At 69.9% G+C, this 12,616-nt stretch carries 11 protein-coding genes; 7 read left to right on the forward strand and 4 right to left on the reverse strand.

Annotated features, from left to right (window positions below; translation table 11 throughout):
• Positions 1–465: 465 nt before the first annotated feature.
• The 6 genes from uvrB to ABZT93_RS26165 all read left to right on the forward strand — a co-directional run bounded on the left by uvrB (position 466) and on the right by ABZT93_RS26165 (position 8,260).
• A complete protein-coding gene (gene uvrB / locus ABZT93_RS26140) occupies positions 466–2,601 on the forward strand; it encodes an excinuclease ABC subunit UvrB (RefSeq protein WP_356108903.1) in 2,136 nt (711 codons plus the stop codon).
• Between the two features lie 132 nt (positions 2,602–2,733).
• Positions 2,734–3,312, forward strand: coding sequence for a TerD family protein (locus tag ABZT93_RS26145; protein WP_356108905.1), 579 nt, complete (start codon positions 2,734–2,736; stop codon positions 3,310–3,312).
• A 51-nt stretch (positions 3,313–3,363) separates the two neighbouring features.
• Positions 3,364–5,457 (forward strand): TerD family protein, encoded by a 2,094-nt coding sequence (locus ABZT93_RS26150; RefSeq protein ID WP_356108907.1) that lies wholly within the window; start codon positions 3,364–3,366, stop codon positions 5,455–5,457.
• 227 nt (positions 5,458–5,684) lie between these two features.
• Positions 5,685–6,686, forward strand: a complete 1,002-nt coding sequence (locus ABZT93_RS26155; protein WP_356108909.1) for a TerC family protein — start codon at positions 5,685–5,687, stop codon at positions 6,684–6,686.
• Positions 6,687–6,818: 132 nt separating this feature from the next.
• Positions 6,819–7,121, forward strand: a complete 303-nt coding sequence (locus ABZT93_RS26160; RefSeq protein ID WP_356108912.1) for a hypothetical protein — start codon at positions 6,819–6,821, stop codon at positions 7,119–7,121.
• 38 nt (positions 7,122–7,159) lie between these two features.
• Positions 7,160–8,260, forward strand: coding sequence for an ionic transporter y4hA (locus ABZT93_RS26165; RefSeq protein WP_356108915.1), 1,101 nt, complete (start codon positions 7,160–7,162; stop codon positions 8,258–8,260).
• 95 nt (positions 8,261–8,355) lie between these two features.
• Here the strand turns inward: ABZT93_RS26165 and ABZT93_RS26170 are convergent, their stop codons facing one another.
• Positions 8,356–9,402: a S66 peptidase family protein gene (locus ABZT93_RS26170; RefSeq protein ID WP_356108917.1), complete on the reverse strand. Its 1,047-nt coding sequence runs from the start codon at positions 9,400–9,402 to the stop codon at positions 8,356–8,358.
• Positions 9,403–9,486: 84 nt separating this feature from the next.
• Here ABZT93_RS26170 and aroQ point away from each other — a divergent pair, with 84 nt between their 5' ends.
• Complete coding sequence (gene aroQ, locus ABZT93_RS26175) at positions 9,487–9,960, forward strand: type II 3-dehydroquinate dehydratase (RefSeq protein WP_356108919.1); 474 nt, start codon at positions 9,487–9,489, stop codon at positions 9,958–9,960.
• Between the two features lie 44 nt (positions 9,961–10,004).
• Here aroQ and ABZT93_RS26180 read toward each other — a convergent pair whose 3' ends face one another.
• Genes ABZT93_RS26180 through ABZT93_RS26190 form a run of 3 tightly spaced genes read right to left on the reverse strand, consistent with a single transcriptional unit; the run spans position 10,005 to position 12,525 of the window.
• Positions 10,005–10,757, reverse strand: a complete 753-nt coding sequence (locus ABZT93_RS26180; RefSeq protein ID WP_356108922.1) for an amino acid ABC transporter ATP-binding protein — start codon at positions 10,755–10,757, stop codon at positions 10,005–10,007.
• Positions 10,754–11,644, reverse strand: a complete 891-nt coding sequence (locus tag ABZT93_RS26185) for an amino acid ABC transporter permease (RefSeq protein ID WP_356108925.1) — start codon at positions 11,642–11,644, stop codon at positions 10,754–10,756. Before ABZT93_RS26185 ends, ABZT93_RS26180 begins: the two co-directional genes overlap by 4 nt.
• The gene (locus ABZT93_RS26190) at positions 11,641–12,525 is read right to left on the reverse strand and encodes an ABC transporter substrate-binding protein (RefSeq protein ID WP_356108928.1); all 885 of its coding nucleotides are present in this window, start codon (positions 12,523–12,525) and stop codon (positions 11,641–11,643) included. Before ABZT93_RS26190 ends, ABZT93_RS26185 begins: the two co-directional genes overlap by 4 nt.
• Positions 12,526–12,616: the final 91 nt, after the last annotated feature.

Raw genomic sequence — 12,616 nt, forward strand, 5'->3', positions numbered from 1 at the left:
GTGGGCTCGTCCGGGCCCGCGCCGTCGCTCACGGTCCGTGGCACCGCCTGTCTGCCGCTCCCGGTGCTCTGCCGCGCCCCTGCCGCCGCGCGGCGACTGCTCCCGCGGTCGGTGGGCTCGTCCGGGCCCGCGCCGTCGCTCACGGTCCGTGGCACCGCCTGTCTGCCGCTCCCGGTGCTCTGCCGCGCCCCTGCCGCCGCGCGGCGGCTCCCGCCGCCCGCCGGCCCGGCTCTGCCCGCGCCGCCGCCCACGGTCCGTGGCACCCTCCGCCTGTCGCCTCCAGTGTCCTGCCGCGCCGCCCCCTGCCGTGGCAGCGGCCTCGCGGTCAGCCGGCTCCGCCCGGCTCATCGCCGCCGCTCACGGTCCGGCGCAGGCCCGTCGACAACCCCCACGCCCTCCCTCGGCGCCCGCGACGAAAACCCTGATCGGACCGCGTTGTCAGTGGGGAGTCGTACGGTGGACTCCATGCGGCCCGTTTCTCACATCGAACGTACGGTGGCGCCTTTCGAGGTCGTCAGCTCCTACCAGCCCAGCGGCGACCAGCCGGCGGCGATCGCCGAGCTGGCCAAGCGCATCGAGGCAGGTGAGAAGGACGTCGTCCTGCTCGGCGCGACCGGCACCGGAAAGTCCGCGACCACCGCGTGGATGATCGAGAAGCTCCAGCGCCCCACCCTCGTGATGGCCCCGAACAAGACGCTGGCGGCCCAGCTGGCGAACGAGTTCCGCGAGCTGCTGCCGAACAACGCCGTCGAGTACTTCGTCTCGTACTACGACTACTACCAGCCCGAGGCCTATGTCCCGCAGTCGGACACCTACATCGAGAAGGACTCCTCGATCAACGAGGAGGTCGAGCGCCTGCGCCACTCCGCGACCAACTCGCTGCTCACCCGCCGCGACGTCGTCGTGGTCGCCTCCGTCTCCTGCATCTACGGCCTCGGCACGCCCCAGGAGTACGTGGACCGCATGGTCCCCCTCAGGGTCGGCGACGAGATCGACCGCGACCAGCTCCTGCGCCGCTTCGTGGACATCCAGTACACGCGCAACGACCTGGCCTTCACCCGAGGCACCTTCCGGGTCCGCGGCGACACCATCGAGATCTTCCCGGTCTACGAGGAACTCGCCGTCCGCATCGAGATGTTCGGCGACGAGATCGAGGCCCTCTCCACGCTCCACCCGCTCACCGGCGAGATCATCAGCGACGACGAGCACCTGTACGTCTTCCCGGCCTCCCACTACGTCGCAGGGCCCGAGCGCATGGAGCGGGCCGTCAACGACATCGAGAAGGAGCTCGGGGAGCGCCTGGCCGAGCTGGAGAAGCAGGGCAAGCTCCTGGAGGCCCAGCGCCTGAGGATGCGCACCACCTACGACCTGGAGATGCTCCGCCAGATCGGCTCCTGCTCCGGCGTGGAGAACTACTCGATGCACTTCGACGGCCGCCTCCCCGGCTCCCCGCCGAACACCCTGCTGGACTACTTCCCGGACGACTTCCTGCTCGTCATCGACGAGTCGCACGTGACCGTGCCCCAGATCGGCGCGATGTACGAGGGCGACGCCTCCCGCAAGCGCACCCTCGTCGACCACGGCTTCCGCCTCCCGTCGGCGCTGGACAACCGCCCCCTGAAGTGGGAGGAGTTCACGGAGCGCATCGGCCAGACCGTCTACCTGTCGGCGACGCCCGGCAAGTACGAGCTCTCGCGCGGGGACGGCGTCGTCGAGCAGATCATCCGTCCCACCGGCCTGGTCGACCCCGAGGTCGTCGTCAAGCCCACCGAGGGCCAGATCGACGACCTGGTGCACGAGATCCGCACCCGCACCGAAAAGGACGAGCGCGTCCTGGTCACCACGCTCACCAAGAAGATGGCCGAGGACCTGACCGATTACTTCCTGGAGCTCGGCATCCAGGTCCGCTATCTGCACAGCGACGTCGACACCCTGCGCCGTGTGGAGCTGCTGCGCGAGCTGCGCTCGGGCGAGTTCGACGTCCTGGTCGGCATCAACCTGCTGCGAGAGGGCCTCGACCTGCCCGAGGTGTCCCTGGTCGCGATCCTCGACGCCGACAAGGAGGGCTTCCTGCGCTCCGGCACCTCCCTGATCCAGACCATCGGCCGCGCCGCGCGCAATGTCTCCGGCGAGGTCCACATGTACGCGGACAAGATCACCCCGGCGATGGAGAAGGCCATCGAGGAGACGAACCGACGCCGGGAGAAGCAGGTCGCGTACAACAAGGAGCGGGGAATCGACCCCCAGCCGCTGCGCAAGAAGATCAACGACATCGTCGCGCAGATCGCCCGCGAGGACGTCGACACCGAGCAACTCCTCGGCTCCGGCTACCGCAAGGGCAAGGACGGCAAGGCGGCCAAGGCTCCCGTGCCCGCCCTCGGCGGCAAGGCGGCCGGCACCAAGGCCGCCAGGGGCAAGGCCAAGGAGACCGTCCCCACCGACCGTCCCGCGGCCGAACTCGCCGAGCAGATCGAGGAGATGACGGCACGCATGCGTGCCGCCGCCGCAGACCTCCAGTTCGAGATCGCGGCCCGGCTGCGCGACGAGGTCTCCGAGATGAAGAAGGAGCTCCGGCAGATGAAGGAGGCGGGCCTGGCCTGACCGCATCGCGCTGTGTTGCAAGACCGACACAAAGTGCGCTTCGGGCGCGTCACCGTCAGTGGCCGTGCGTAGGGTTCTGGACAACCGCGGGGGCCGCGGCAACAGGGGACAGCAGCGAGAGGGGTTCGGCGCGTGACCGTCAACATGACCAAGGGTCAGGCCATCAGTCTGCAGAAGAACGACGGAGGCAGCCTGACCGCGGTGCGCATGGGCCTCGGCTGGCAGGCGGCTCCCCGGCGCGGCCTGTTCGGTTCGCGCACGCGGGAGGTCGACCTCGACGCCTCCGCCGTCCTGTTCGCGGACAAGCAGCCCGTCGACGTCGTCTTCTTCCGCCACCTGGTGAGCGACGACGGTTCGGTCAAGCACACCGGGGACAACCTCGTCGGCGGCGTGGGCCAGGGTGGGGACGACGAGGCGATCCTCGTCGACCTCTCCCGTGTCCCCGTCCACATCGACCAGATCGTCTTCACCGTGAACTCCTTCACGGGCCAGACCTTCCAGGAGGTGCAGAACGCCTTCTGCCGCCTGGTCGACGAGACCAACGGCCAGGAGCTCGCCCGCTACACGCTCGCCGGCGGGGGCGCCTACACCGCCCAGATCATGGCGAAGGTGCACCGGACGGGTCCGGGCTGGACCATGACGGCCCTCGGCACCCCCACCAACGGCCGCACCTTCCAGGACCTGATGCCGGCGATCCTGCCGCACCTGTAAGCGGCCCGCCGAGCGGCACCCGACCGACACCACGACACGGGGGGGAAGGCGATGACGGCCGAGCTGGTGCGGGGGCAGAACCACCCGCTCTCCCAGGCCCGACTCGAGATCCGGATCGCGGCCGGCACGCCGGTCCTGGCCGGAGCCACGCTCGGCGACGAGCACGGCCGGGTGCACGGCGTCGAGTGGGTCGTCCACCCGGGCGCACCCACCCTGCCGGGCCTGGAGGTCTCCCGGCAGGCGGCCGCCGACCACCGCCTCGCGGTCGATCTCGGCGCGGCGCCGGAGGCGGTCCACCGGGTCCATGTGCTGCTCGCGCTGCCCGCGGTGGGCGGCCCCGTGCGCTTCGGCGCCGTCGCAGCCCCTTTCGTCGCGGTCACGGGCCTGGACGGCACCGAGCTCGCCAGCTACACCATCACCGGCCTGGACGCCGAGTCGGCGGTCGTCGCGCTGGAGCTCTACCGCCGCCAGGGCGCCTGGAAGGTACGCGCCGTGGGACAGGGCTACGCGGGCGGCCTCGCCGAACTCCTCGCCGACCAGGGCCTTCCCCAGGCCCGGCAGCTCGCCCACGACATCCACGAGGCGGTGGCCCGGGGCCTGGCCCGCGCGGTGCCGATGCCACCACCTCTCACGACGGAGGGTGACCGACACCGGCAGACCGCCACGCCGTCGCCGGCCTCGGACCAGGGACCGTCCACGGCCCACGGCGCCCCCAGTGCCGTACCGCCGCAGCCCCCGACCACCCCGCCGCCACTGTCGCCGTACGGCACACAGCCCCCGAGCACCTCGCCGCCCCTGCCCCCCAGCGGCGGTCCCGCCTCCGGCACACCACAGCCCACCTCCCCGTACGGCACACAGGGCGCGCCGCAGCCCGGACACACCCCGGGTCCCGCGGACACCACCGCCCAGCCGCCCACCGTCGGAGGCCCGATCGACTACAGCCACCCCCGGCGGCAGGACACCGCCCCGCCGCCGCCCCCGCCCACTGCGCCTCCCGCCCAGCCAGGGCAGCCCGCGCGGCCGGTCGCCGGCGACGCCACCGGCTGGTCCATGGAGGAGCGGCTCTACAACCAGGTCTGGGGCATGTTCGAGGACCTGGCCCGCTCCACGGCCGCGTACCGCAGTGCCGTCGACTTCGCCGACTCCCGAATGGAGAAGGAGCTGGACGCGGCCCTCGCCGACCCGGGCAACCGGATCGGCGGACAGGGAGACGCCGCGCGTGAGGCCGCCCGCGCCAAGCAGGCCCAACTGGTCGAACAGGCGCGCGCGGCCTACGACCGGGATCTCGGCCAGCTCACGGCCGAGTCCGAGGTCGTCGAACCCGCCCTGCCGCTCGCGTACGCCCGCTGGGACAACCCCGTCTGGCACGGCTACCGGGTGCCGTTCGAGGCGCCCATGGCCGTGCGCCTGGGCGACCTGCACCTGCCCGAGTGCGCCGAGCTGCGCATCCCGATGCTGGTCCGGCTCCCGCTGGAGCGCGGCCTGTGGATCGACAGCGGGGCCGCCGGATCCCTCGACGGTTCGTTCCTCGACCCGCACGAACTGCATCGCCTCGCCATGGACACAGCCGTGGCGCTCGCGGCCCGGCTCCTCGCCGTACACCCGGCCGGGGACTACACCCTGCACGTCATCGACCCGGCCGGCTCGGGGGCGCAGGCGCTCGCCCCACTGGTGTGGACGGGCGTGCTCGCGGCCCCGCCCGCCATCGGCGCCGCGGGCGTGGCAGACGTCCTGGCCCGCCTCACCCAGCGCGTCGACCTCGTGCAGATGGCGGTCCGCGGTGGCGCGGCCGACTCCCTCCCGCCCGGCTTCGACACCTCCGAGCAACTCCTCGTCGTCAACGACTTCCCGCACGGCTTCGACGACCGCGCCGTGACCCAGCTGCGCTACCTCGCGGACGAGGGACCGTCCGTCGGCGTCCACCTGATGATGGTCGCGGACCGTGAGGACGCCTCCGGCTACGGCCCCCTCCTCGACCCCCTGTGGCGCTCGCTCATGCGACTGACCCCGGTGCCCGACGACCACCTCGCCGACCCGTGGGTCGGGCATGCCTGGACTTACGAACCCGCGCTCGTCCCGCCCGGCAGCCAGGTGCTCCAGCAGGTCCTGACCCAGGTCGCGGAAGCTCGCACCAAGTACACGTAAAGCCACTCCCATCAGGGAGTTTGACCTTTCTTTTGCCAATTGCTTTACCTTTCCTTGGTGATTGGGGTACGGTTGGTGGCACGGAGGGGAGTACTCCCTGTCGACCGCGGCGTACCCGTCAATACGGATCAGGCCTGATCCCGGGGCGTCGGCCCACCGTGGGTGGAAGAGACCTCCGGCAGCGCGACGACGCTGGTTACTTGCCGTTACGTATTGCCGGAGGAACTGTGGATGTTTCCGTGACCCTGTGGGTCCTGACGATCGTGGGCCTCGCCGCCCTCATCGCGGTCGACTTCTTCATCGGCCGCAAGCCGCACGACGTGTCGATCAAGGAAGCCGGTATCTGGACGGTCGTCTGGATCGCCCTGGCCGGCCTCTTCGGCCTCGGCCTGATGATCTTCTCCGGCGGAGAGCCCGCCGGTGAGTTCTTCGCGGGCTTCATCACCGAGAAGTCCCTGAGCGTGGACAACCTCTTCGTCTTCGTCCTCATCATGGCCAAGTTCGCGGTGCCCTCGCAGTACCAACAGCGGGTGCTGCTCGTCGGTGTCCTCATAGCCCTGGTACTGCGCGCGATCTTCATCGCAGCCGGTGCCGCGATCATCGCCAGCTTCGCCTGGGTGTTCTACATCTTCGGCGCCTTCCTCATCTGGACCGCCTGGAAGCTCATCCAGGAGGCCCGGGCGGACGAGGAGGAAGAGGAGTTCGAGGAGAACAAGCTGCTCAAGGCCGCCGAGCGCAGGTTCGGCGTGGCCGACCGCTACCACGGCACCAAGCTGTGGATCGTGGAGAACGGCAAGCGGGTCATGACGCCGATGCTGGTCGTGATGCTCGCGATCGGCTCGACCGACGTGCTCTTCGCGCTCGACTCGATCCCCGCGATCTTCGGCCTGACCCAGGACCCGTACATCGTCTTCACGGCCAACGCGTTCGCCCTGATGGGTCTGAGGCAGCTGTACTTCCTCATCGGCGGTCTGCTGAAGAAGCTGGTCCACCTCAGCTACGGCCTGTCGATCATCCTCGGCTTCATCGGCGTCAAGCTGGTGCTGCACGCCCTGCACGAGTCCGGGGTGCACGTCCCCGAGATCAGCATTCCGGTCTCGCTCGGCGTCATCTGCTCGGTCCTGATCGTCACGACGATCACCAGCCTGCTGGCCTCCAGGAAGCAGGCGGCGGCCGAAGCGGCGCAGTCGGAGAGCGAAGGCGCTCCGAAGGACAGCATCGAGGCCTGACCGCGGCCGACGTAGGAAGAACCACCACCGGGAGCGGTGCGCGGCGAATTGCCGGGTACCGCTCCCGGTGCTTGTTTGGTTCCAGGACGCGTCCCCCGGCCCTGGGGGCGCCGTGGCCGGCAGGAGACGTCCATGAAGTTCGTGCAGATCATCGGCTTCGAGACCGAGCGCCTGGAAGAGATGCGGCAGATGCTGGAGGAGGCGGGCCGGCGCAACGAGGGCCGGACGGGTGGTCCGACCCACAGCATGCTCCTGAAGGACCGGGACAAGCCGAACCACTATCTGGCGCTGATCGAGTTCGAGTCGTACGACGAGGCCATGCGCAACAGCGACGACCCCGAGACGAGCAAACTCGCTGAGCAGTTGGGCGCCTTGAGCCTCGGCGAGCGCGTCTACACCAACTGCGACGTCTTGGAGTCGCGCGAGCTCAAGTAGCCCTGGCGGAGTACGCACGCCTCTGCGACGATCGCAGCATGATCGCTCGGCTCAGGTCGCTCACCACGAGCTGGACGTCCGTCGTGCCGGTGCTCGCGGTCGTCCTGCTGGTGTTCACCTGGGGCCGCGATCTGCCCGGGGCGGTCGTCGTGCTCGTCACCCTGGTCCTCGCCGGGGCCGTGCTAGCCGCCGTGCACCACGCCGAGGTGGTCGCCCACCGGGTCGGTGAACCGTTCGGCTCACTCGTCCTCGCCGTAGCCGTCACGATCATCGAGGTGGCGCTGATCGTCACCCTGATGGCGGACGGCGGCGACAAGAGTTCGACCCTGGCCAGGGACACGGTCTTCGCGGCCGTGATGATCACCTGCAACGGCATTGTCGGCATCAGCCTCCTCGTGGCCTCGCTGCGCCACGGCACAGCGGTCTTCAACCCCGAGGGCACCGGCGCCGCCCTCGCCACGGTCGCCACCCTGGCCACGCTGAGCCTGGTGCTGCCGACGTTCACGACGAGCAAGCCGGGCCCGGAGTTCTCCACCACCCAGCTGACCTTCGCCGCACTGTCCTCGCTGATCCTCTACGGCCTGTTCGTGGCGACCCAGACCGTACGGCACCGCGACTACTTCCTCCCGATCACCCACCAGGGCGAGGTGATCACCGTCGACGACCACGCCCACGCCCCCACCGCCCGCGCCGCGCTGATCAGCCTGGGCCTGCTGGGTCTGGCCCTGATCGGCGTGGTCGGACTGGCCAAGGGCGTCTCGCCCACCATTGAGTCCGGCGTGGCCAAGGCCGGACTTCCGCAGGCCGTGGTCGGCGTGATCATCGCCCTGCTGGTGCTGCTCCCCGAGACCATCGCCGCCCTGCGCTCCGCGCGCCGCGACCGTGTCCAGACCAGCCTCAACCTCGCCCTCGGCTCGGCCATGGCCAGCATCGGCCTGACCATCCCCGCGGTCGCCCTGGCCTCCGTCTGGCTCTCAGGACCGCTCGTCCTCGGTCTCGGCTCCACCCACATGGTGCTGCTGGCCCTGACGGTGGTGGTGAGCTCCCTGACAGTGGTTCCCGGCCGGGCCACACCGCTCCAGGGCGGCGTCCATCTGGTGGTGTTCGCCGCCTACCTGGAACTGGCGATCAACCCGTGACGGGTCCGTCCGGAGCCGCCACCGGCCGCGTCTTCGGCGGAAGGCGAAACACCCGAGGCTGAGCGGCGCGATCTCGGTCGGACACACGCCCACGGTCAGTAGGTGACGGTGATGCGCCGTGCGGGACCGTCGACGCGGACGAAACCGCCGTAGGGGATGACGAGCTGAGGATCGGTGTGGCCGTAGTCCACATCGAAGACGATGGCGGTGTTGGGGGCATATAGGCGCATGGCCCGCAGTACGGCCTCGCGCTGGTCGGCGGCGTAACGATCCGCCTCCTCGGGGCTGTGGGGGTGCTCGAACGACCAGGACTTGGGGCGGCCCATCAGCAGCGCGGAGAAACGTTGCAGCAGTCCGCGCTCGCCCATGTTGCGCAGGGTGCGGAAGACCTCGACGTCGCTCGGCATCTCCTCCGAGGTCTCCAGGAGCAGCACTCCGCCGTCGTACGCGCTCAGGTCGCCGGCGATCTCGCGGTCGGCCATCATCAGCCAGCCCAGGATCTCCAGACAGCCGCCCCAACTGCGGCCCTCCACCACCCGGTCGGCGTTCACCCAGGCCCAGCCGTTGCCAGGACGGGTGTCCGGCTCGGCGTCGAAGGTGGCGGGATCCGCCCAGTCACGGTCGACGTCCCGCCAGCGGGCGGCGGGCGTGAGTTCGTACGCGCCCGAGGTGAACAGGGCTGCCCGCAGGGAATCGGCGGTCAGCGCACTCATGGCCACCGGCCGTCCGAGCGCGGCCATCACGGTCGCGCCGTGGAAGCCGACGATCCCGGTGTTGTACAGGAACGCGAGCAGGTTGGTGTTGTCGCTCATCCCGAAGAACGGCTTCGGGTTCGCCCTGATCAACTCCCGGTCCAGGAAAGGCAGCACGGTGATCTGGTCGTCGCCGCCGATGGACGCCATGACCGCCTTGACGCTCGGGTCGGCGAGCGCGGCATGGATGTCGTCGGCGCGCTCCTGGAGTGTCGAGCCCATCCTGCGGGTCGACGGATACTCCACCGGCTCCAGCCCGTACTCCTTGCGCAGCCGCTCGAGCCCCAACTCGTAGGGGCGCGGGAAGAGTCCCGGCAGACCGGCGCCGGGGGAGATGACGGCTATGCGGTCGCCGGGTAAGGGCTTGGGCGGGTACGAGATCGTCGTCATGCCCGGAGGGTACGGGCCGCACCGCGCCCGGCGCACCGTGATAAACCGGGTCCGAGCAGCCCGTCTTCACCGACCGGAGGAACCGTGCCCCGCACCCTCGCCAACGCCCCGATCATGATCCTCAACGGCCCCAACCTGAACCTGCTGGGTCAGCGGCAGCCGGAGATCTACGGCAAGGACACCCTCGCCGACGTCGAGGCCCTGTGCACCGAGGCGGCGGCCGCACACGGCGGCACGGTGGACTTCCGGCAGTCCAACCACGAGGGCGAACTGGTCGACTGGATCCACGAGGCGCGGCTGAACCACTGCGGGATCGTCATCAACCCCGGCGCCTACTCGCACACCTCGGTCGCGATCCTGGACGCACTCAACACCTGTGACGGGCTGCCGGTGCTGGAGGTGCACATCTCCAACATCCACCGGCGCGAGTCCTTCCGGCACCACTCCTACGTCTCGCTGCGCGCGGACGGGGTCATCGCGGGCTGCGGTGTGCAGGGGTACGTGTTCGGCGTGGAGCGCGTCGCGGCGCTGGCGGGACCGGCCCGGGCCGACGTGTAAGGACCGCTGTCCCGGACGGGCGGTCCTTACCGCTCTCACCGCTCCTACAGCCGTCCTGCCTCCACGATCCGCCGCAGGAAGCGCTGTGTGCGCTCCTGCCGCGGATCCCCGAAGATCTGCTCAGCCGTCCCACGCTCAAGGACCACGCCTCCGTCCAGAAAACAAACCTGGTCGGCGACCTCCCGCGCGAAGCCCATCTCGTGCGTGGCGAGCACCATGGTCATGCCGTCGCCCTTCAGATCGCGGACGACGTTCAGGACCTCGCCCACCAACTCTGGGTCGAGGGCCGCGGTGATCTCGTCGAGCAGCAGTAGACGGGGGCGCACGGCGAGGGCCCGCACGATCGCCACCCGCTGCTGCTGACCGCCGCTCAGCCGGTCGGGGTACTCGCCCGCCTTGCCACCCAGCCCGAGCCGCTCCAGAAGCTCACGCGCGTGCGCCTCGGCCTCAGCGCGGGCCGCTCCGTGCACCCGACGCGGGGCCAGCGTGATGTTCTCCAGCACCGTCATGTGCGGAAAGAGGTTGTACGCCTGGAAGACCACGCCGATACGGCGCCGTACCGCGTCCTGGTCGACGCGCGGATCGGTGATCTCCTCGCCGTCCAGCCAGATGGCGCCGTCGTCGATCTCCTCCAGCAGGTTGGCGCAGCGCAGCAGCGTCGACTTGCCGGAACCGGAGGCACCGATCAGCGCGGTCACCGTGTGCGGGGCGACCTCCAGGTCGACGTCCCGCAGCACGACCGAGCCGCCGAAGGTCTTGCGGACGGACTCCATCCGCAGCACCGGTGCGTCACTCATGTGGTACCTCCCTGGGCCCGCTGACGGTCCATCCGTGCCGTCACCCAGTCCGTGAAGCGGGTCATCGGGATGGTCAGCGCCACGAACACCAGGCCCGCGACGATGTACGGCGTGTAGTTGAGGCTCCGCCCGACGATGATGTCGGCCGCGCGTACGGCGTCGATCGCGCCGCCGATCGACACCAGACCGGTGTCCTTCTGGAGGGACACCAGGTCGTTCAGCAGGGGCGGCACCTGGCGGCGCACCGCCTGCGGCAGCACCACGTACCGCAGCGCCTGCCGGTTGGACAGCCCGAGCGAGCGGGCCGCGGCGCGCTGCGAGGGGTGGACGGACTCGATGCCCGCGCGGAACACCTCGGCCACGTACGCCGAATACGTCAGCGTGAGAGCCGTGCCGCCCAGCCACACCGGGTCGACCGTCACGCCCTGGAGCCGCAGCGCCGGGACGCCCAGGACGACGATCATGAGGTTGATGATGAGCGGAAGGCCCCGGAAGAAGTCCGTGTAGGCGGCGGCCAGGACGCGCAGCGGGAAGAACACCGGGCCGCGCAGGGTACGGGCGATGGCGATCAGCATGCCGAGCACCAGCACGGCGACACCGCAGATCAGCAGCAGCCGGACGTTCAGCCACAGCCCTTCCAGGACCTTCGGGAACGCCTCGCGCGCGTACTGCCCGCTGAAGAACGTCTCCTTGGTGCGCGGCCAGCCGGGCGCGTTGACGACGACCAGGTAGAGGACGACGGCGGTGACCAGGGTCGAGACGGCGGCGATGGCCGTCGCGCGGCGGGCACGGGTGCGCTTGAGACGCTCCCGCTCGATCCGCCGCTGCGACGGCGTGTAGGAGCCGTCGGCGCCTTCCTGGTCGGCCTCGTCCTTCGTGAGCGTCACTTGAGCACCGGGGCGTCGACGGCGTCCGACAGCCACGTCTGCTCCAACTTTGCGAGCGTGCCGTCCTTGCGCAGGGCGTCCACGGCGCCGGTCACGCAGGAGGTGAGGGCGCTGCCCTTGTCGAGCACGAGCCCGAACTGCTCCGGCGTACCGCCCTGGTTCTCGAACTGCCCGACGATCGTGCCGTCCGTCACCTCGGCCGCGGTGATGTAGAAGGCGGTGGGCAGGTCCACGACGATGGCGTCCACCTGCTTGTTCTGCAGGGCGGACTTGGCCTGGTCGTTCTTCGCGTACGCGGCGGCCTGCTGCGTCGGCTTCACCACGTCGTCGATGTAGTCGAGGCTCGTCGTGCCGACCTGGGCGCCCAGCTTGAGGCCCTTCAGGTCCGCGATGCTCGTCGCCTTGGCGGCCTTGGTGCCCTTGAGCGCGATGACGGCCTGGCGCACGTCGTAGTAGCCGGACGAGAAGTCCACGGCCTTCTTGCGCTCGGCACTGATCGACACCTGGTTGATGTCGAAGTCGAAGGTCTTCTCCCCGGGCGCGAAGGCCTTGTTGAAGGGGACGCTCTGCCAGACGACGGCGTTCCTGTCATAGCCGAGCTGCTTCGCCACGGCGTACGCGACCGCCGACTCGAACCCCTTGCCGTTCGCGGGCTTGTCGTCCTTGAACCAGGGCTCGTACGCCGGCTCGTCGGTCGCGATCGTCAGCTTGCCGGAGGTCTTGGTGGCCAACTTGCCCTGGGCACAGGTGGTTCCGGTCGACCCCGAGGCCTTGGCGTTCGCGTCGTCGTCAGGCTGCGGAGCGCAGCCGACGGCGGTGGCGAGCAGGGCTATGGATGCCGCGGCGGCGGCGCGGCGCAGGGCGCGTGGGGCAGGGTGCATGGCGGGAGAGTGGCAGTCCACTGTCTCGTTTGTCGAGGTCACGACGGCAAAAGTCCGCATATTGGGAACGGGTGTTGCATTCCTGTGAACG

Origin of the sequence: Streptomyces sp. NPDC005303 (assembly GCF_040607335.1) — a bacterium.
Classification (GTDB): domain Bacteria; phylum Actinomycetota; class Actinomycetes; order Streptomycetales; family Streptomycetaceae; genus Streptomyces.

Bases quoted from the DNA above. Each gene is read 5' to 3' on its own strand.
- uvrB (WP_356108903.1), top strand. From the start codon at position 466: ATGCGGCCCGTTTCTCACATCGAACGTACGGTGGCGCCTTTCGAGGTC.
- ABZT93_RS26150 (WP_356108907.1), top strand. From the start codon at position 3,364: ATGACGGCCGAGCTGGTGCGGGGGCAGAACCACCCGCTCTCCCAGGCC.
- ABZT93_RS26160 (WP_356108912.1), top strand. From the start codon at position 6,819: ATGAAGTTCGTGCAGATCATCGGCTTCGAGACCGAGCGCCTGGAAGAG.
- ABZT93_RS26165 (WP_356108915.1), top strand. From the start codon at position 7,160: ATGATCGCTCGGCTCAGGTCGCTCACCACGAGCTGGACGTCCGTCGTG.
- ABZT93_RS26170 (WP_356108917.1), bottom strand. From the start codon at position 9,402: ATGACGACGATCTCGTACCCGCCCAAGCCCTTACCCGGCGACCGCATA.
- ABZT93_RS26180 (WP_356108922.1), bottom strand. From the start codon at position 10,757: ATGAGTGACGCACCGGTGCTGCGGATGGAGTCCGTCCGCAAGACCTTC.
- ABZT93_RS26190 (WP_356108928.1), bottom strand. From the start codon at position 12,525: ATGCACCCTGCCCCACGCGCCCTGCGCCGCGCCGCCGCCGCGGCATCC.